The sequence below is a fragment of the Sorangium sp. So ce185 genome (genome assembly GCF_051526825.1).
GTDB classification, from domain to species: domain Bacteria; phylum Myxococcota_A; class Polyangia; order Polyangiales; family Polyangiaceae; genus Sorangium; species Sorangium cellulosum_D.
On the sequence record NZ_CP150316.1, the window covers coordinates 12,873,934 to 12,893,690 of the forward strand.

General features: G+C 74.5%; 14 protein-coding genes. 2 read left to right on the forward strand and 12 right to left on the reverse strand.

Annotated elements, in window-relative coordinates; genetic code table 11:
- Positions 1 to 96: 96 nt before the first annotated feature.
- From WMF26_RS47540 to WMF26_RS47565, 6 genes are all read right to left on the reverse strand, one after another.
- Positions 97 to 1,113 carry a hypothetical protein gene (locus tag WMF26_RS47540; protein WP_437998101.1) on the reverse strand — a complete coding sequence of 339 codons (1,017 nt, stop codon included), beginning with the start codon at positions 1,111 to 1,113 and terminating at the stop codon, positions 97 to 99.
- Between the two features lie 187 nt (positions 1,114 to 1,300).
- Positions 1,301 to 2,482 carry a response regulator gene (locus tag WMF26_RS47545; protein ID WP_437998102.1) on the reverse strand — a complete coding sequence of 394 codons (1,182 nt, stop codon included), beginning with the start codon at positions 2,480 to 2,482 and terminating at the stop codon, positions 1,301 to 1,303.
- A complete protein-coding gene (locus tag WMF26_RS47550; RefSeq protein ID WP_437998103.1) occupies positions 2,479 to 4,146 on the reverse strand; it encodes an ATP-binding protein in 1,668 nt (555 codons plus the stop codon). Before WMF26_RS47550 ends, WMF26_RS47545 begins: the two co-directional genes overlap by 4 nt.
- Positions 4,147 to 4,388: 242 nt before the next feature.
- Positions 4,389 to 5,552, reverse strand: a complete 1,164-nt coding sequence (locus tag WMF26_RS47555) for a hypothetical protein (protein WP_437998104.1) — start codon at positions 5,550 to 5,552, stop codon at positions 4,389 to 4,391.
- Positions 5,553 to 5,600: 48 nt separating this feature from the next.
- A complete protein-coding gene (locus WMF26_RS47560; protein ID WP_437998105.1) occupies positions 5,601 to 6,290 on the reverse strand; it encodes a sterol desaturase family protein in 690 nt (229 codons plus the stop codon).
- Between the two features lie 66 nt (positions 6,291 to 6,356).
- Positions 6,357 to 6,554, reverse strand: a complete 198-nt coding sequence (locus WMF26_RS47565) for a hypothetical protein (RefSeq protein ID WP_437998106.1) — start codon at positions 6,552 to 6,554, stop codon at positions 6,357 to 6,359.
- A gap of 229 nt (positions 6,555 to 6,783) precedes the next feature.
- Between WMF26_RS47565 and WMF26_RS47570 the strand changes: the two genes are divergently transcribed.
- Together WMF26_RS47570 and WMF26_RS47575 are read left to right on the forward strand one after the other, a co-directional pair.
- Positions 6,784 to 9,606 (forward strand): hypothetical protein, encoded by a 2,823-nt coding sequence (locus WMF26_RS47570; protein ID WP_437998107.1) that lies wholly within the window; start codon positions 6,784 to 6,786, stop codon positions 9,604 to 9,606.
- A 107-nt stretch (positions 9,607 to 9,713) separates the two neighbouring features.
- Positions 9,714 to 10,097, forward strand: a complete 384-nt coding sequence (locus WMF26_RS47575) for a nuclear transport factor 2 family protein (RefSeq protein ID WP_437952699.1) — start codon at positions 9,714 to 9,716, stop codon at positions 10,095 to 10,097.
- A 114-nt stretch (positions 10,098 to 10,211) separates the two neighbouring features.
- Here WMF26_RS47575 and WMF26_RS47580 read toward each other — a convergent pair whose 3' ends face one another.
- The 6 genes from WMF26_RS47580 to WMF26_RS47605 form a co-directional block, all read right to left on the reverse strand.
- Entirely contained in the window at positions 10,212 to 11,186 is a 975-nt protein-coding gene (locus tag WMF26_RS47580; RefSeq protein ID WP_437998108.1) for an ABC transporter substrate-binding protein, read from the reverse strand.
- 249 nt (positions 11,187 to 11,435) lie between these two features.
- Positions 11,436 to 12,278, reverse strand: coding sequence for a hypothetical protein (locus WMF26_RS47585; RefSeq protein ID WP_437998109.1), 843 nt, complete (start codon positions 12,276 to 12,278; stop codon positions 11,436 to 11,438).
- 88 nt (positions 12,279 to 12,366) lie between these two features.
- Positions 12,367 to 14,655 (reverse strand): protein kinase domain-containing protein, encoded by a 2,289-nt coding sequence (locus WMF26_RS47590; RefSeq protein WP_437998110.1) that lies wholly within the window; start codon positions 14,653 to 14,655, stop codon positions 12,367 to 12,369.
- Positions 14,656 to 14,760: 105 nt separating this feature from the next.
- Complete coding sequence (locus tag WMF26_RS47595) at positions 14,761 to 17,508, reverse strand: AAA family ATPase (RefSeq protein WP_437998111.1); 2,748 nt, start codon at positions 17,506 to 17,508, stop codon at positions 14,761 to 14,763.
- Between the two features lie 314 nt (positions 17,509 to 17,822).
- A complete protein-coding gene (locus tag WMF26_RS47600) occupies positions 17,823 to 18,416 on the reverse strand; it encodes a DUF4360 domain-containing protein (protein WP_437998112.1) in 594 nt (197 codons plus the stop codon).
- A 166-nt stretch (positions 18,417 to 18,582) separates the two neighbouring features.
- Positions 18,583 to 19,575: a glycosyl hydrolase family 18 protein gene (locus WMF26_RS47605; RefSeq protein ID WP_437998113.1), complete on the reverse strand. Its 993-nt coding sequence runs from the start codon at positions 19,573 to 19,575 to the stop codon at positions 18,583 to 18,585.
- Positions 19,576 to 19,757: the final 182 nt, after the last annotated feature.

The window sequence follows — 19,757 nt, forward strand, 5'->3', positions numbered from 1 at the left end:
TTCAGGGCCCGCCCGACGCCGGCCCCGGCGATGAAATGAACGAGGCGCGGAGTCCACCTCCGCGCCTCCGGCAAGCTCAGCGGCGCGAGCTCGAGCTCACTTCTCGGCCGGGCAGCCGATGGGCGCGGTGCCGATCACGACGTCATCGATCCACATCGCGCGGGGCGCGTCGCTCTGGTAGGACTCCCAGCCCAGGCCGATGCTGGTGAACTCCGGCGCGGTCCACTCGTAGTTCTCCACGCCGTTGGCGCAGCCCTGGCCGGTCCCGGACATCGTGAGCTCGGGGATCTCCGTGCCGTCCATCGAGAAGCGCATCTCGTTCTTCGGCCCGTCGAACGTGAACTCGACGCACGTCCACTTGCCCACCGGGACCACCTTCCCCTCGGCGTGGTGCCAGCAGTCGGTCGCCGGCCCGGTCGGCGGATTGGTCCACTGCCCGGGCGTATCGTAGTTCGCCATGAGCTGGCTGCCGCTCGCGCTCGGATGCTGGCCGCCGTAGCGGTACACGGCCGTGTAGGGCATCCCATTGAAATCCTTGCCCGGAACGGTGCCCGCGCCGTCGATGATGGTCCAGTGCACGTCCGTGTCAGGCGCGGCCTCGAGGAAGAACATCATGCGTCCATGGATGACGTTCCCGTCGACGGGCAGGGCCGCCGCGTCCTTGAACTGGATCATCGCGGACTTGTAGTTGCTGTCTCCCGAGCTCTCGGGCGTGGTCACCTTGACGGACTTGGTGCCGCTGTACGCCATGGCCGTGTCGACCGTGACGGCCGAGCCATCCATCGCCGTGTAGACCGTCCACTTGCTGCCGGGCGCGCCCTGGGCCTCGTACGACTCGAAGTCGTCGCAGATCAGCGCCCCGTCGGCACAGGCCGAGTCGCTGCCTCCCTCGCCGCCCGCGCCGGCGCCGCCGGTGCCCGTCGTGGCGCCGCCCGTGCCGGTGCCGCCGCCGCCCGTGCCGCCGCCGCCCGTGCCGGTGCCGCCGCCGCCCGTGCCGCTGCCGGTCGAGGTCGTCGCCGTCGTCCCGTTGCCATCGTCATCCGAGCACGCGCCTGCGCCCACTCCAGACGTCACGAGCAGGCCCAGCAAGATAATGCCATGTCGAAGCTTCATGTCGGTTCTGTCCTCCGCGGCGACTATTGCACGAGCGCGTCGCGTGGTTCAAGAACGAACGCTTTTGGTAGATCGCTCGATCCACGGGCTCGATCCCGCGTGGCGCGGCGCGCGCGGTGATGCGGGTGACGCCAGAATTACCCCTTGAATCACCGGCCTTTGCGCGGCTCCCAGCGAGCGAGAGCCCTCAGGCGCCGTCGGCCCCGCCGCCGATTCGCCCCATGTTAACGTTCACCAAGATCGCCTCCGGCGCCATCGCATAGAGCTTCTCCTCTCCCTGCTTGCCCCGGATCCGGACGAGCGCGGGCATCGCCCCTGTCGGGCTCCCGGCCGCGGCGAACGTCGCCTCATCCATCAGCAGGCCACCGGCCTTCGCCTGTGCCTGAATCCGAAACGCGGTGTTCACACGATCGCCGATGATCGTGAACTCCCGCCTGCCGCTCGACCCGATGCTCGCGAGCAGGACCGGCCCTGTCGCGAGCCCGAGCCGCGTCGGGAAGGCGGGCCGGCCCCGCGAGCGCTGGTGTTCGTTGAAGGCCGCGATGCTCCGCTGGATCCGCTGCGCCGCCGCGAGCGCGTCCGGCGCGCTCCGGAAGAACGCGAGCATGCCGTCGCCCACGTACTTGTCGACCTCGCCCTCGTGGTCGTAGACGACCTGCGCCACCGTCGCCATGTACAGGCTGAGATCCGCGAGCAGCGGCCCCGGCTCCTCCTGCTCCGAGAGCCGCACGAACTCCTCGATGTCGCTGACCAGCACCGTCAGCACCTCGCGCGCCGGCGCGCTCGGCCGGTTCGACGACACGCTCTCCTCGATGCTCTCCCACGCCCGGTCCGAGAGGTACCCGCGCAGCGCCGCGTGCATCTGGCGGACCTGCGCGTAGCGCTCCTCGAGCTCCTTGCGCTGCCGCTCGAGCTCCCGGCGCTGCCGGTGCAGGAGCAGCTGCGTCCCCACCCGCGCCAGCACCTCGCGCAGCTCGAACGGCTTCGTCACGTAGTCGACGCCGCCCGCGTCGAACGCCATCACCTTGTCGCCGATGCCGGTCATCGCGCTCAGGAAGATGACCGGGATGTCCGCCGTCCGCGCGTCCGCCTTGAGCCGCCGGCACACCTCGTAGCCGTCCATGTGCGGCATGCTCACGTCGAGCAGGATGAGGTCCGGCGGCACCGCCGACGCCGACATCAGCGCCATCGCGCCGCTGATCGCCGCCCGCACCTCGTACCCCTGCGCCGTCAGCATCGAGGTGAGGAGCGACAGGTTCGCCGGCATGTCGTCCACGATCAGGATGTTCGCGGGCTCCTCCCGGGGGCGCTCCGGCCGCGCGCCCGAGGCCGCCCCGCGAGCGAGCGGCTTTGCGTCCGTGTCCGTCATGACGGCTCCTCCTCGTCGGCGCTCGATAGCGCCAAGATGCTGTCGAAGCGATACCCCCGCGCGAGCTCGGCCACCGCGCCCGCGAGCTCCGCGTCCTCCGGCCGGAACCGGTCGATCGCCGCCTGCACGGCCTTGGCGTCGAGCCGCGTCGCCGCCCGCCGGAGGTCCTTGCGCAGCGACGGGGGCAGCCCCGCCGCCGCGCGCGCGAGGTCGACCGCCGGAGGCCCCGCCGGCCGCCGCTCCGCGGGGCCCTCCTCGAGCTCGAAGCGGGCGCCGAGGTGCTTCGTCAGGAGGTTGAAGATCTCGGCGTCGCGGAACGGCTTGCTCAGGAAATCGTCGCACCCGGCCTCCGCCGCGAGCGACCGGTTCTGCTCGAACGCGCTCGCGGTCATCGCGACGACGACGGTCTCCCGCCCGCGCGGGCTCGACTTGATGCGGGTCGCCGCCTCGTAGCCGTCGAGCAGCGGCATCCGGAGGTCGAGCAGGACGAGGTGCGGCGACCACGTCTCCCACTGCGCCACCGCGCCGAGGCCGTTGGTCGCGCTGCGCACCTCGACGCCCACCGAGTCGAGCAGCTTGAGCAGGCAGTGGCGCACGTCCCACCGGTCGTCGACCACGAGCACGCGGTACCTCGGCTGCCCCGGCGAGAGCCCCACGACCCGCCGCGCGCGCGGCGCAGCGCCGCCCGGTCGCGCGTCGCCCGCGTCGGCCAGCGTGAGGCGCACGTCGAAGCGGAGCGTCGTCCCGCGGCCGGGCTGGCTCTCGACCTGCATGTCGCCCCCCATCATCCGCACGATGCGCCGGCTGATGTGCAGGCCGAGGCCGGTGCCCTCGCCGGACCTCCGCCCGGTCGCGGTCTGCCCGAACGCCTCGAAGAGCTCCTCGATCTCCTCCTTGGCCATGCCCCGGCCGGTGTCGACCACCTCGAACGACACCCGCGCCCGCGCCGCCGCCGCGCCGTCGTGCGCGCCGCCCTCACGCACGCCTGTAGAGCGCCGCGCCCAGGCGCGCAGCGTCACCGACCCCCGGGGCGTGAACTTGAGCGCGTTGCCGAGCAGGTTGATCAGCACCTGCCGGAGCTTCCCCTCGTCGCCGTGGACGTGCTGCGGCACGTCCTGCTCCCGCTCGATCGCGAGCGTGAGCCCCCGCTTCTGCGCCTCGACCGAGAACATCTCCGACAGCCCCGAGAGCAGGGCGTGGAGGTCGAAGTCGGCGTCGACGAGCGTCATCCGGCCGGCCTCGATCTTCGCCATCTCGAGGATGTCGTTCACGAGGCCGAGCAGGTGCTCGCCGCTCTTGCAGATGACCATGAGGTTCTCGCGGTGGCGGTGGCCGAGCGAGAGGTCGCGCTCCATGAGCTGCGCGAAGCCGAGGATCGAGTTGAGCGGCGTCCTGAGCTCGTGGCTCATGTTGGCGAGGAACGCGCTCTTCGCTCGGCTCGCCGCCTCGGCCTCCGCCCGCGCCCTGCGCGCCTCCTCCTCGGCCCGCCGCGCCTCGACGAGCTCCTCGCCGAGCCGCTGCTCCGCGGCGCGGCTGACCGCGAGCTCCTGCTCCTTGCGCTCGAGGGCGCGCTCGCAGGCGAGGAGCCGCCGGCGGAGCGCCCAGAGGACGACCACAAGGAGGGTCCCGACGACCACCGAGGCGGAGATCCCGACCAGCTGCATGCGATAAGCCCCCCACCCACCTGCTGGACGGCGGGATGGGCCGGAGCGCCGATCCCGCCCGAAGGCAGCGATCAGCGTACAGGAGTTCGGGACAGCGCGTGCGGCCCGCGTTCGGCCGCGCCGCGCGGCGCCGCCACGGAAGCGGCGCGCTCGTCAGGCGGCCCACGGAACCGCCGCGCCGCAGCGCGGCGCGGCGGTCGCTGTCCTGCACGCTGGGTGCATCTCTGCGCGCGTTGCCGGCGTCACGGCGCGCCGGCGTCGTCCGGCACGGGCCGCCGACGGGGCGTGATGATCGCGTCGGGCGGCGGCGCGCCGGCGTCCATGCGCGGCGCGGCGTCCCCGCGCGGCGCGGCGCTGCCCCCGAGGGCGGGCGGCTCCGCCGGCGCGGGCGGCTCCCTCGGCGCGAGCGACGGCTGGCGGAGGCCGCGCAGCGAGGCGAGCCGCTCGACGAGGGCGCCGGCCTCCTCGGCCGACAGCTTGACGCGGGCGTGGAGCGCCTTGCCGTCGGCGGCGATCGCGACGCGCTCGAGCACGGCCCCGAGGCCGATGAGCCGCGTCGCGAGGTCGCCCGCGCGCGCGTCGCGGGCGGCGCGCAGCTGCGCGCCGAGCTCGGCGCAGGGGGCCTCGGCGTCGCAGAGGACGGCGCCGTGGACGGCGATCTCGGGGCCGAGCGCGACCGCGGCGCCGCCGGCGACGATCGACGCCGCGGGCGCCCGGCCGGCGCCGCTCAGCGCGAGCTCGCGCCCGAGCTCGGCGCGCTGCTCGGGCGTGAGGACCACGGTGACGCGCGCCGCGCCCTCGCCGACCGCGCGGGCGATGTGGTCGTGCGCGCCGCTCGCGCCGACCGTCGCCGCGCGCCCCTCGGCGGCGTCGACCATGGCGCGCAGGTACGCGCCGCCGCCGAGCAGGATCGGCCCGCCGGGGCGCACGGCGATCTCGCCGCGGCCCTCGTCGCTCGAGTCCCGCACCGCGCGGAAGCTGCCGAGCCCGGCGACGACGGGCTTGCCGCCGCGGGCCTCGATGACCTTCGAGGCGCACGCGAGCAGCGCCTGGTCCTGGACGGCGCCGGCCGCGACGAGCCCGAAGTCGCCGCCCTCGCCCGCCGCCGGGATGGCGATGGCGACCTCGGTGAGCCCGGCCAGCGGGTCGAAGCCGCACACGTCGCGCACCTTGCCGAGCCCCGGGATCTCGCGCTCCTCGCGCAGGAACGAGGCGAACGCGGGAGAGGCGCGCAGCGCCGGCAGATCGAGCGTCGCGACGAGCAGCGCGCCCGCCGGCACGGCGTCGAGCGCGCGGGGCGCGGCGGGGGGGCTCTCCCGCCGCCGGCCGAGCAGCCAGGCGAGCCCGCCGCCGAGCAGGACCCCGACGAGCAGGAGCACGAGGCCGTCTCTGGTCCGCGTCTGCACGCGCGACCCGTTAGCACACGGGCGCGGCGGACGCCCCGCGCGCGGCGCCTACGCCCCGGTGCGCGGCGGCGGCGACCAGCGCGTCCCGTGGACGATGTCGAACACGGGCACGGTCACGTTGAAATTCCAGCGCTTCATGAGCCGCGGGTCGTGGTGCCGCCGGTGGTGCTCGCGGAGCCGCGCGAGCCCCGGGACGCGGTACACCGGGCTCTCCGCCGGCAGGTGATACGCGAGGTGCAGCCACTCGTAGCCGACGAAGAACGCCATCGCCGTCGCGACCCCGAGCAGCGCCGCGTCGCGCGAGAACAGGAGCGCCGCGCCCGCGGCGAGCGGCAGCAGCAGGGCGAGGAGCAGGAGCGCCGAGTAGGGCGGCGTCAGCACCAGCCAGAGCTCGCGGGCGCTCCGCAGCGCCATGTCGTCGGCGGTGAAGGCGAGGTGGTGCTCGCGCTCGTGCCGCTCGCAGAGCACGCCGAGCAGCGGCGCCCGGCGGTGCAGCACCGACCGGTGCGCCCACCACTCGAAGGCGAAGGCGAGCAGCAGCGTCGCCGGCACCGCGAGGAGCTCGACGGCCTCGACGGCGTCGAGGAGCCACACCGCCGCGGCGAGCACGAGCGCCCCGAGCGCCGTGGGCGCCGCGAGGTGGAGCGCCGGGGAATACCCGCGCGGGATCCGCGCCGCGATCGCCGCGCGCCGCGGCCGCCGCGGCCGCCGCGGCGGAGCCGGCTCGTTCACAGCCATCGAAGACTATGAATTTCAAAAAAACAGAACGCAAGCGCGGGCGGGGGCGCCGGCGCGGCGGCGCGCTCAGCTTTCCTGGCGCTCTTCCTGACGATCCACACGCTCCGCGCCGTCCTCGGGCGCGCCTCCGTCCGCCGCGGGCGCGTTCCGCTCGAACAGCCCGCCGATGGCCTCGCCGATGCGGCCGATCTTCGCGGCGAGCAGCACCACGATGAGCAGGAAGGCCGTCAGGGCGATCTCGTTCGGGGAAGCGCCGAGCAACATGTGGCGAGGTCTACCACGCTGCGCGCGCCGCGGGGCCCGTGCGGCGCCCGCCCACGCGCCGCGAGCGCCCGGCCGCGCGCCGGCGATCTGCGGCGGAAGCGCCGCTGCGCGGCGGGAACACCCGAGGCGCCGCGAACCCGTTTGACAGCCCGCCTGCGACCGTTGAGAGTCCAGGCGATACGGGGGCCTGGGTGCTGCTCCGCTGGGCCGCCGCCACGAGATGACCGCCGTGTCCGAGCTCCGCGACGACCACGAAGCCGTGCAGGCGCGCCTGCGCGCGGGCGCCATCCTCCTGGCCGACGCCTCGGCGGAAGGGGCGGCGATCGGCGCGGCGCTGCGGGCCCGGGGCTTCGAGGTGATCGCGGCGCCGATCGACGCGCTCGAGGCGCGCCTCGCGAGCGACGCGCCGCGCGTCGTGATCGTCGACATCGACGAGCCCGGCGCGATCGAGGCGCTCGAGCGCCTCTACCTCCGGGCGGGCGGCGTCGCCGCGTCCGTGCTCCTCGTGGGCGATCCGGTCCGCTCCGCCGAGCTCGATCCGCAGCTGTTCGGGCAGGTGTTCGAGCGTCCGGTCGACATCGCCGAGCTCGCCGCGCACGTGAGCGCGGTCGCGGAGCCGGGGCGCTTCCGCGGGGATCAGGCCGCCGCGGCGCGGATGCCGTCGGGCTACTCGAGCCCGGTCGACAGCGAGGTCCCGTCGAACCCGGACTTCGCCAGCGATCTCGACCCCCTCGACGTCGGCTCGGTGCTGCCGCCGCCGGAGGACGGCGACGCGGTCGGCCCGCGGCTGCTGCCGGCGCGGATCAGCCCGGAGCTCGAGGAGATCCTCGTCGCCGCCGAGCAGCGGGTCACGGCGAAGGCGCACCCGTCGAGCATCCCGGCGGCCGAGGAGGACGTCGACCTGATGCTGTCGCCGGAGCTGCTCTCGGCGCTCGACGAGCCGCTCGATCCGGAGGAGGACGAGCAGCACACCGGCGCGAGCGCGGGCCAGGCGCCGCTCGGCGCCGGCGCGGCGTCGCAGCCGAGGACCAGCTCCGATCCGCACGGCGCCGCGGCCGCGCTGCACCCGCCGGCCACGCGCGCCGAGCACACCGGGCCCGGCGACTTCCTCGCCGAGCTCGCCGAGCCGGGCGAGGACGAGAGCGACGGCGAGCTCCACGCCGATCCGTCGCTCGACGCGCCGTTCGCGACGAAGCGCGCCGGGCTCGAGCTCGCGGCGCTCTCGATCGACCTGCCGGGCAGGGAAGAGTGCGACCACGGCGCCCCGGCGCGCCGGAGCGGCGGGCGCGACGCCGCGCCGCCGACCCCGCGCGAGGCGGGCCGGCCCCACGGCTTCGGGTCGCCGCCGCCGCGCACGGAGTCCCCGTGGGAGCGCTCGCCCGCGCCTTCGCCCGCGCCGCGCGAGGAGCCCGCGTGGGACCGCGCGCTGCCGTCCGCCGCGCGCGGCGAGGACCTCGACTGGCGCGCCCCGTCGGCGCGCCTCGAGCCGAGCGTGCGCCAGCGTTACACCGAGCCGCCGCCGACCCGGTCGCGCGGCGCCCGCGACCCGCGCGCGCCCGGCTTTCCGCCGCCGCCCCCGCCGCCGCCGCCCCCGCCGGGCGTCGCGTTCGTGTCGCCGCCCTCGGTCGAGGTGAGGACCGCGCTGCTGCCGCCGGGCGGCGGGGCCGAGCCCGAGCCGCTGCCGCCCGTGCCGGTCCGCTCCGCCGCGGGGGCGCGCGCGCCGACGCCCCCGGGCGGGCCCGCCACGCTGGGCGCGGGGACGCTCGGGCGCGGCCTCCTGCCGCCGATCCCGCCGAGCACACCGGGCTCGCTCGGCCGCATGCCGCTGCCGGCGCCGCCCTCCGTGGCGATCTCCGGCGCGGCCTTCCGCGGGCCGGCGCCCTCGCCGCCGATGCCGCCCGCGCCCTCGCCGCCGATGCCGCCCGTGCCCTCCGGGCCCGCCACGGTCAGCACGGGCGCGCTCGGCCACGCGCCGCCGCCGCAGATCGTCGAGGAGGCGCCGATCTCGAGCGACGCCTCCTCGACCACGGTGCTCGGCCCGGGCGACGCGCCGCGCGCGCTCGCCCGCGCGGTGGGCAGCCGCGCCTCCGGCTCCCTCGCGATCGCGACCGAGGAGGGCGCGCGGCGGATCGTCCTGCACGAGGGCGATCTCGTCACGGCCGGCTCGAGCGTCCCGGAGGAGACGCTGCTCGCCTTCCTGGTCGGGCGCGGCGACCTCGAGCGCGAGGTCGCCGCGCGGCTCGCGGGCAAGCTCCCCGCGTCGGGCCGGCACGCCGGCGCGGCGCTCATCGCGCACGGCCACCTCGGCCAGGACGACCTCTGGCCGGTCCTGCGCGCGCACGCCGAGTGGGTCATCGGCCACGTCGTGCTCGTCGAGGCCGGCACGTGCGATCTGGAGGCCGAACCGCCGGGCCGCCTCAAGGCCGAGCCCAACGTCTTCGGCGGCGCGACCGGCGCCGAGGTCTTCGTCGAGACGATCCGCCGCGTGATCGCCCCCGAGGTCGCCCTGCGCCGCCTGGGCGGCCCCGGCGCGCGCCTCGACGACGGGGCCCGGCGCAACCTGCTCGGCGAGTGCGCGCTCCGGCGCGAGGAGGAGGAGCTCGTGCGCACCGCGCGCGGCCGGAGCGTCGGCGAGCTCGTGAACGCGGCGGAGCCCGAGAACGCCAGCGTGCTCTACGCGCTCGTCTGCTTGGAGGTGCTCGACGTCCTCATCCCGCCGTCGATCACCGAGGCGCCGCCCCCGCCGGTCGAGGATCCGCTCGACGAGGAGGCGATCCGGCAGCGCGTCCGGGCGCGGCTCGCGCTGGTGGAGGACGGGGACTACTTCTCGATCCTGGGCATCCCGCGCGACGCGACGAACTACGAGATCCGCCGCGCGTACCTCGCGCTCCGGAAGGCGTTCGAGCCGTCGACCCTGCTGACCGCCGCGACCGTGGACCTGCTCGACGACGTGCGGCTGGTCATCGAGGTGCTCGACGAGGCCTACGAGATCCTGCGCGAGCCGCACCGGCGGGAGCGGTACCGGCGGGCGATCGAGGCGGGGCCGCCGTAGCGGGCGATCGAGGCAGCGCCGCCGTAGCGGGCGATCGAGGCAGCGCCGCCGCTCGTCGAGCGGGCCGAGGTCCGCCCCTTGCAAGCGCCCGCGCTGCAGGAGGCATCATGTCCAAGGCGAGCGCATTCATCGAAGCCCTGCGCCGACTCGAAGAGAGCGGCGACGTCGAGCCCATGGCGCGGCTGTTCGCGCCCGACGCCGAGCTCAGCAACCCGACGATCTCGAGGCCGCTCCACGGCCCGGAGGGAGCCCGCGAGTTCTGGCGCGGCTACCGCCACACCTTTGGCGAGGTGCGATCCGAGTTCCGGTGCATCGCCGAGTCCGACAGGGCCTCTCTCCTCGAGTGGAAGAGCCACGGAACGCTGGCCCATGGAGCGGTGTTCTCGTACGAGGGCGTGAGCGTCATCGAGCACCCGGCCGGTCTCATCAGACGGTTCAAGGCGTACTTCGATCCGAGGGCGCTCGGGCTCCAGCTGGGGCGCGCGGCATAACGCCTCGCTTCCGCGGGAGCGCGCCGCGGAATGCCATGGCGCGCGGGGGCGATCGCGGGCCACGGCCGCCCGGCTCGCCGCCGGGATCGAACCGCTGGGCGCGGCGGCAGGGCGTCACTTCTGGAGCGCGGCGGCGACGAGCCCCGGGTTCAGCCGCGCCTCCGCGGGAGCCGGGATGTTCTCGAGCATCTTCGCCTTGTTCATCGCCTGGGCCGTCGCGTCGTAGGCGGCCCAGAGCGACGGCCCCCCGGCGGATCGGTCGAAGAGCTGCCGATTGCGCGCGAGGTCGAGGAGGCTCAGGCCGGTCATGCTGCTCTCGAACTCATCGACCTTCATCCCCTGGGCTCGCGCCATGAGGCCGAGCGCCTCCGAGGGCCGGGCCCGCCAGAACTCGAGCGCTCGGTCCCATCCGCGCAGAAATGCGACGGTGTCCCGTCCGCGCCGCGCGGCGGCCTCCCGGGTCATGAGGAGCACGTCCGTGATCTCGTTCGGGAGCTCGGCGCTCGAGAAGATCTTTTTGGCCCCGTCGGCGACGGCCTGGGAAAGGAAGGGCTCCCAGCTGACGGCGGCGTCGACGTTCCCCGTCCGGAGCGCGTCGGTGGTCTGCTCGAGCGTGAGGTTGACGATCTCGACGTCGGACGTCGACATCCCCGACCTGTCGAGCGCCCGGATCAGCACGAGATGGCTGATGGTGGCCAGGTCGGCCGCCACGCGCTTGCCCTTCAGGTCGCGCATGCTTGCGATCCCGTCGCGGGCGACGATGCCGTCGGCGCCGTCCGAGGTGTCGAGCGCCATGACGGTCTGCAGGTCGATCCCCTGGTCTGCCAGCCGGAGGGCGCCGAACAAGGTCGATGCGACGATGTCGAGCTTCCCGTCGATGAAGGCGCGCTCCATGTCCACGCCGGTGCTGAAGGTGATGATCTCCGCCTCGACGGGCGCGTTCATCTTGTGCTCGGCCGCGATGTAGAGCGGCGAGTATCCCACCCAGACGAGCAGCCCCACGCGGAGCGGCGCGGGCGCAGGCTCGCTGCACGCCGCCGCGAGGAGCGCGAGCAGGGCGAGGCAGGCGAGGAGGCGAGGAGCGTGCATGGGCGTCTCTGATGCTCGTTCGAGCGGTTTCGACCCGCTTGTCGCTCTGGAGCGGTTTTCAGCTGGGTTCGGCACACCGGCGCTCGTCTTCGTCCCCCGTCCCCCGTCTTCCGTCTTCCGTCTCTCGTGCGCGTGCGCGCTGCCTCCGGGGAATCGCGCACGCGCACGCGCACGAAGGACGAGCACGGAAGACGCAAGACGAGCACGGAAGACGAACAACGTCTGCATGAAACCCATGCGAAAATCGCTCTAGGACAAGGGCGGAGGGGGCCGGGGCTCGCCGCGGCGCTCCTCCAGCGGACCGAGGATCGCGTCGCGCTCCTCGGCGCTGTCGTCGAGCGACCTCGGGGGCGGCTCGATCTCGTCGCCTCGCGGCGCCCCGCGCCGCCGGGGGTGGTCCCTGCCGCGCGAGCGCGCCGGGGCGAGGAGCGCGCTCGCGGGGCGCGCGAGCGTGGCGCGCAGCACGAGGAGCACGGCCGCGAACAGGCCGAGCGACGCGGCGCCGGCGATCGCGAGCATCCGGAGCGCGGCGGCGGTCGCGATCGCGTCGACGTCCCGCCGCTGCATGACGAGCTCGATGGCCCCGACCACGTGCTGGGCGGTGATGCCCCCCGCCGGGCTATGGTACATGGGCCGGACGATCGTCAGCTCGCTCCGCTCGTCCAGCAGCTGGACCATCGGCCGGCTGGCGCCCTCGTCGAGGAAGCTGCGCAGCAGCGGAGAGGCGCTCGACGTCCCGACCTCGGGGCGATAGCTGCTCGCGAGGATGTTGCCGGAGAGGTCGGTGAGGCGCACCCGGCGCACGCTGGCGACGAGCGCGCAGTTCGCCAGCACGCGCTGCATCGCGTGCGGCGCCCCCTGCTCCAGGAGCGCCCGCGCGCTGTAGTTGAGGAGGTCGGCGATGGCGTCCCCGTGCCGCGCCAGCGCGGCCGCCTCCTCCTGCCGCGCCTGGTGGTACGCCGCCCCGGCGACGACGAGCGGGAAGGCGACGAAGAGCACGCCGACGCGCAGCGCGACCCTGGACAGGAGCCCGGCGCGCTGCCCGAAGGACGCGCGTCCCCGCTCCTCTCCTGCGCGCGTGGGCTCCCCCATGCGCGGCATGATACACGAGCCCGGTCGAGGGTACCGGCTCACCGGGCGAGGCCTCGAAGCGGGCGGCGCAGGCTGCGGGCGCGGGAGCTCAGGGCGCGCGGCGCTCGGCGGCGGTGAGCGCATCCGAGAGCTCGCGGCTGACGATCCTCGCGCGGAGCGGCGCCTCGGCCGGGAACGTCACGGCCGTGCCCGTCTGCGACGGCGCGACGTCGGCGCCCAGCCGATCGAGGAGGTCCTGGAGCGCCTTGTCGTCGAGCCCGGCGCCGCTCACCCTGGCCCGGAGCGCGCGGACCCGCAGCGGGGCGAGGGCGGCGAACGCCGACGGCGCCGGCTCGGCGCGGATCTCCATGTGATAGAGCAGCGCGGCCGCGGCGCCGCTCGCGTCGCGGCCGCGGAACCAGACGCCCAGGTCCGCCACCTCGAGCGCGGCGCAGCGGGCGTAGAGCGCGCCGAGCTCCGCGCCGGCGGCCTGGTAGAGGCGCTCGGCGACGGCGATGAACCTGGGCCGGACCTGCGCGTCGAAGAAGGCGCGGCCATAGCCGTCGCCGAAGGTCACGGTGATGTGGCTGAACGCGCGGGAGCTCGGGGGGTTGCCCTCCTTGACCGTGACGGTTCCATCGGTCACGCGGCTCAGCGCCGCGTCGAGCGCGGGCGTGAGCCGCCGGCCGGCCGTGATGTCGCCAAGGGACGCGGCGGAGAGCGGCGGGGCGTCCGCGCCGAGCGCCGGGGCGGCGTCGCCGTCGCGCGAGCCCACCGGCGCTGCCCAGGCGCCGGCGGGCTCGCGCGACGGCGCCGCTGCAGCGCCGTCCGGCGAGGGGCGCTCCTCGGCGCCCGGCTCGCCGCCGCCGCGGGCGAGCCAGAGATCGACCTCCCAGCCGACGCCCTCCAGGGGGCCGAGCGCCGCGCCGCTCTGGAGGCGTACGCGGCTCTGCTTGCACGCCTCGCTGACGAGCTGGCGCTGCTGCTCCCGGTGGTGCGGCTCGCTCCTCGGGTTCGGCTCGCGCTCCCCCGACCTCCGGAGCGCGAGGACGCCGAGCCCCGCGAGCGCGACGGCGGCGGCCCCGAGGAGGACGCGGCGCGCGCCCATGGACGGGCGCCTGCTCCGCGTCGTCGCGCTCGCCCGGTCCTCGTCGCCGCCGCGGTCCTCGGGCGCGCGCCGCGCCGGCGTCGCGCTCTCCCAGAGCTTCGCCGTGCTCACCGTCGTCGCGTACCGCCGCGCCGGCGCGCCTCCCGCGGCGGCTCCCCGCGGCGGGTCCGGCTCCGCCGCGTCGCGCGCCGGCTCGGCCCGCGGCTCCGGAAGCGGCGCCGCGGGCGGGGTGCTCCTGGACGCCGCGCCCCGTGGCTCGGCGAGCTCCATCGTGAGCGTGGGGCCCTCGACGTTGACGGGCTCGTGGGCTCCGGCGGGGGCCGTCCGGGCGGTCGGGACGCCCGGGCCGCTGCAGAGGATCCGCTCCAGGGGCGCGCGGGCGCGCTCCGGCGCGAGGGGCGCGAGCGACCGCGCGAGATCGGCGACGGTCTGAGGGCGCAGGTACGGGCGCTTCTCCAGGCAGCTCAGGATGACGCGCTCCAGCTCGTCCGGGATGTCCGCGCGGTGGCGGCGCGGCGGCGCGGGCGGATCGGCCACGATGCTCGCGAAGATCGCGGACGCCGCCTCGGCCTCGAACGGCCGCCTGGCCGTGAGCATCTCGTAGAGGATCACGCCGATGGCCCAGATGTCGGTCCGGGTGTCGACGTTCCGCGCGCAGCGGACGTGCTCGGGCGACATGTACGGCGGAGAGCCGAGGATCATCCGCGTCGCGGTCAGCTTGCTGTCCGCGCCGAGCGCGCCCGCGTCCAGGGTCTTCGAGATCCCGAAGTCGATCACCTTGATCTGGCTCGAGCCGTCCTCCCGCTCGGCGAGGAAGATGTTGCTCGGCTTCAGATCGCGGTGGACGATCCCGAGCGCGTGCGCCTCGGCGATCGCCTCGCACACCTCGAGGACGTAGCCCACGGCGTCCTCGATCGAGAGCGGCCCGCGCCGCTCGATGAGCTCGGCGAGGTTGATCCCGCGGAGGAGCTCCATGACGAAGTACGGCACGCCCGCCTCGGTCGTGCCGACGTCGATGACGTGGGCGACGTGCTGGCTCGTGATGGCGGCCGCCGCCTGCGCCTCGCGGAGGAAGCGCGTCACGTCCTGCGCGTCGCGGTTCTCCTCGGGGAGCAGGAACTTCAGCGCCACGCGCCGCTTCAGGGTGGTGTGGCGCGCCGCGACGACGACCCCCATGCCTCCCTGGCCGATGACGTGCTCGATGCGGTACTTGCCCCCGACGATCTCACCGGGTCCCGGGATCCCCCGCAGCGAGCCCGGTCGGTGAGGGCCGCCTCCCGCGCTGCTCATCGACGGGCAGCTTACACGAGCGATCGGCCGGCGGAGACCCTTTCGCGCGCGCGGAGCGTGCTCCGCGCGGCGCCTCGACGCGCGGATCTCCGCCGGATCTCTGCTTCAGCTCGAGCACGCGGCGTAGCGCCGCTCGCCGGCCCGCGCGATCGCGTCCACCACGATCTCGCCCTGCTCGACGCCGATGAGCGCCGCGGAGCCTTCCTCCAGCTGGCCGCGGAGGATGAGCTCGGCGAGCGGCGCCTCGATGAGCCGCGCGATCGTGCGCTTCATCGGCCGGGCGCCGAGCTCGGGATCGAACCCGCCGGCGTCGAGCAGCGCGTCGATCGCCGCCGGCTCGACCTCGAGCTCCACGCCGCGCGCCTCGAGCTCGCGCTCCAGGCCGCCGAGCAGGCGGCGCGTGATCTCGGCGACGTCCGCCCGCGTGAGCGGCGAGAAGCAGAGGACCTCGTCGATGCGGTTGTAGAGCTCGGGCGGGAGCGCGGCGCGGGCGGCGGAGAGCATCGCCTCGCCGAGGCGCTCGGGCGACACGGCCCCGGAGGCGCGCGCGAAGCCGACGGCGCGCTCGGACCGGAGCGCGCCGGCCTCGGCCGCGCCGAGGTTCGAGGTCATCACGAGGACGGTGTTCGTGAAGTCGACGCGCCGGCCTCGGCCGTCGGTCAGGCGGCCCTCGTCGAAGACCTGCAGGAACGCCTCGAGCACGTCGCGGTGCGCCTTCTCGATCTCGTCGAGCAGCACCACCTGGTACGGCCGCCGCCGCACCGCCTCGGTGAGCTGGCCGCCCGCCTCGTGGCCGACGTAGCCGGGCGGCGCGCCGACCAGGCGCGCGACCGCGTGCGACTCGGCGTACTCGGAGAAGTCGAGCCGCGTCATGGCGTCCGGCGAGTGGAACAGCGCCTCGGCGATCGCCTTCGCCGTCTCGGTCTTGCCCACGCCGGTCGGGCCGAGCAGGAGGAACGATCCGATCGGCCGGCGGGCGCGCAGGCCGGCCGCGTTCCGGCGCAGCACCCGGGCGATGCGCGCGAGCGCCTCGCCGTGGCCGACGACCTTGTCGGCGAGCAGCGTCTCCAGCGCGAGCATCCGCTCGCGGTCGGTCTCGAGCAGCCGCTCGACCGGGAGGTCGGCGAGCTCGGCGACCACCTCGGCGACCTCGGCGGGCCCGACCTGCCGCGCGGGCTCGCGGAGCTCGGCGCGGGCGCTCTCGGGCGGGCGCGCGCGCCGGCGCGTGCGGGCGCCCGCGAGGTCGAGGATCGAGAGCGCCTTGTCGGGCAGCGCGCGCCCGGGCAGGTAGCGCACCGACCAGGCGACGGCCGAGGCGAGCGCCTCGTCGGTGAACGCGAGGCCGTGGTGCGCGCCGAGCCCGACGGCGACGCTCTGGAGCAGCAGGAACGCCTCGTCCTCCTCGGGCTCGTCGATCTCGACGACGGTGAAGCGCCGCGCGAGCGCCGGGTCGACCTCGATGCTCTTCCGGTACTCCTCGGGCGTGGCGGTGCCGATCAGGGTGAGCTCGCCGCGGGCGAGCGCGAGCTTGAGCTCGGCCATCGCCTCGTCGAGCGCGCCGCTGCCGAAGAGCTCCGACATGCCGTCGATGAACAGGATGACCCGCCCGCCCGCCTCGCGGAGCTCCGCCCGCAGCGCGGACAGGCGCTCGCTCAGCGCGCCGCGCGCGCCCGTGCCGGCGAGCAGCTCCGACGGCACGAGCTCGACGACGATGCGCGGCTCCCGCTCCTCGAACGCGAGCCGGTGCGCGATGCCGCGCGCGACGGAGGTCTTGCCCACGCCCGCCGGGCCGAGGAGGCAGGGGTTGTTCGCGTGGCGCTTGGCGAGGACGTCGAGCGCCTGCTCGATCTCGCGCTCGCGCCCGACGATCGGCTCGAGCTCGCCCTGGGCCGCGGCGAGCGAGAGGTTGTGGCCGAGCGAGGCGAGGGCCGGGAAGCGCGCGCGGTCGAGGGTGAAGCGCGCCGCGACGGAGCTCGCGGCGGCCGGGAGCCCCGCGAGCGGCCGCACCACGGAGGGCGGGACGGGCGAGGCGGCCGCGTCGTCCGCCGCGAGGGCGCGCCGGGGCGCGGGCGTGAGGGCGGTCGGCTCGGCGGGGAGGGCCTCGCCGGCGCTCGGGGCCGCGATGGGCCTGCGCGGCGGCGGGAACAGCGGCACGGTGACGCCGGGGCCGGCGCCCTTCGAGGGCCGCGGCTCCGGCACGACGACGCCGGCGCCCTTGGAGGGCCGCAGCTCCGGCACGGCGACGCCGGCGCCCTTGGAGGGCCGCAGCTCCGGCACGGCGATGCCGGTGGCCTTGGACGGCCGCAGGTCGGCCGAGGGGCGCGGCGTGCGCTCTGGACCTTCGACGTCGCCGCGGGCGCGGCGCGCTGGCGCCGTCTTGGCCGGCGCGGCCGGCTTCTCCGGCGCGCCGCCGTCGTGGACCACCCGGATGGGCGTCCGCCGCGCCTGGACCACGCCGAGGGCGATCTGGAGCGCGGCGGTCCTGAGGCGCGCGAGGTCGACGCCCGACTGCGTGAGGGCCCGGTGCGCGGCGGAGCTGCGGTCGGACAGGAGCGCGAGCAGCAGGTGGAGCGCCGCGGGCTCCTTGGCCGTCGCGCGCTTGGCGACGTCGCGCGCGCCGCCCATGGCCCTGCCGATCGGGTCGGGGCCCTCGTCGTCGACCGATCGGCTCGCCTTGAGCAGGGCCTCGTCGTCGAGCCGCCGATCGCGGAGCAGCTCCGCGGCGGGGCCTCCGCTCAGGGCGATGGCGGCGAGGAGGTGCACGCTCGACAGGCGCTCCTTGCGCTGGGCGGCGAGGTCCTGCGCGAGCTTGCGCAGCGTGACGAGCTCGGCGTGGGAGCGAGGGCTGGTCATCCTTGCAGAGGTCTCCAGGCCCCGGGTTCGCATGCCGGGGGCGGGAGGGCCAAATTTCGGATCGGAGGTCCCTTGCCCGCCCCGGCGTCCGCCAGGACGAGCTCGCGCGGCGCCGCTCGGGCCGGCCCGCGGTTGTGCCCGGCGCGCGCCGCCCTGTCCCGTGCGACACGACGGAGGTCGGCGGCTCGCCGGAGACGCTCAGCCGACCCCTCGTCCAGGTGCTACGCGCCAGGCACCCCGAGCTCTACGCGCCCCCGGAGCGTGGTACCGGACCTCGGCCTCCACCCGGCATACGCGGCAGTCCCTGCGTCGGTTCATTGACAGCGGCGCCAGGGGATCAGCCCATCGATATAGTTGAACTTGACGGCTGCTCTCCCCGTGCCACCGATCGTGGCGCGGAGCTGCACGTTGACCGTGGCCGAGGTGGCGCCGCACGGGGCGCTGCCCGCTTGTCCCCCGGCAGGGATGGAGAGCAGCTCGAACACCCCTTCGACGTCCGTGTCGACAAACGCCTTGGAGACGCTGGCCGTGCCGGCCAGTGATCGGCTCGCTTGAACCGTGACGACAGCTGCGTCTTCGGTATACACGTCACCAAACACATCCAGGGACGGCGCATCGAACGTGTAGCCCGCTGGAAACGTGTAGGTGACCTCGACGTCGCAAGCGACGTCGTACGTGCCAAAGTCGTCGCGGCCCCCGCGAGCGTCATCGAACGTGAGCGCGTATTCCGTGTTGAGGGCCCCGACCTGCGTATTCATGGTTCCGCAGCCGGAGGCAGTTGCCGTGATCGAGACCTGGCTCGGGTCAGGCACGTCGCCGCCGTCGAGGGCGGCCGGCTGGCCTTCCACCATCTCGACTTCGTCGGAGGCGTCGGCGCATGCGACGCACAGGGAGGAACAAAGCAGCATCGCAAGGCACGACCGAACATGACGGTTCAAAAGCTCGCTGGTAAGTTGGAATCGTCTCATAAAGTCCTCTCGTGGTGACCGGAAAATTCGGCCCATCGCAAACCGCGCGCCATCCGGGTCGCGGCGGCGATGGTGCGTTCCCCCCGTGGGGCCGCGCGGCGTCGCTTCAGTCCGTGACCAGAGGCCCGATGCGGTCGGCGAACGGCCACCCCTGGCTCTCGTCGATGTGGATCTGCCAGTCGAACGCCCCGCGGAGCGTCGGGTGGTTGCCCTCGACCTCGTTCCACGTGGGGATCGCCTCGTCGATCGACATGTAATGCTGCTCGTCCCAGATCCCGAAGCCCACGACGACGTGCGTGGGACCGAGCAGCCGGACCCACTGGTCCACGTTGTTCACGATGTAGGACTGCTGGTCGAGGTCGGGGCCGTCGTAGTACTGCGGGGCGGCGTAGTCCATGGCGCCGGCGTCCACCATCGCCTTGCAGAAATCCTTGTCGCGCTGGTTCCAGGGCGCCGGAGGCGCGGTGATGATGAAGCCGGGGAAGCGCCGCTTCAGCTCCAGGCTGATCCAGATCATCTCCTCGGTGTCGGGGTTCTGGTTGGCCTCGAAGGTGTTCCAGTCGATCCCGTCGAACCCACCCAGGTCGTTGTAGATGCCGACCACGCTGTCGACGAACGTCTGCGACTTGCCGCGGTCCGGGAAGCTCATGCCCTGGCCGGCGCCGCCGATGGAGAGGATGATCCTGCGATCCTGGGTCGTCCGGGCGTACTGGATGTCCTCCTTGAGGTGCGTCGCCGCTCCCCTGTCGTCGCCCGACGGCGTCCAGGTGACGGCGCCGGTGGTGCCGGGCGGCCCTCCCACGGGATGCGCGGCGAAGAGGTAGATGAGGTTGTAATTGCTGTTGATGTCGCGGATGCGGACGGGCGACGGCGTCCAGTTGGGGTAGTAGCCGGCGACGACCTTCGCGGGGAGCGCGCCGACCGCGCCGGGCTCGGGGGCGTCGGCGCAGGCGGAGTAAGGCTCCCAGAAGTACGTGCTGACCGTCGGGATATAGCCGGGATTGTCGTGCTCGGCGATGTAGGCCGACCCCTGGTAATTCACGATGGCGCCCTCCGCGTACCATTGACCTTCGTGCCATTCCGGATAGTCAGCGCACACGGCAGATTCGTTGTGCCCTACATCGGCCTCGCCCTGCGACGACCCGGAATCGAGGCATCCGATCCCGCCCGCGGCGATGGCGACAAGGAGAAAAGACATCCTGGCAGCAGTGAAGGTAGAATTATGCAGCATGGCAGAACCCTTTCGCACATCGGCCCAGAGCACACAGGACAGCTCGCCTC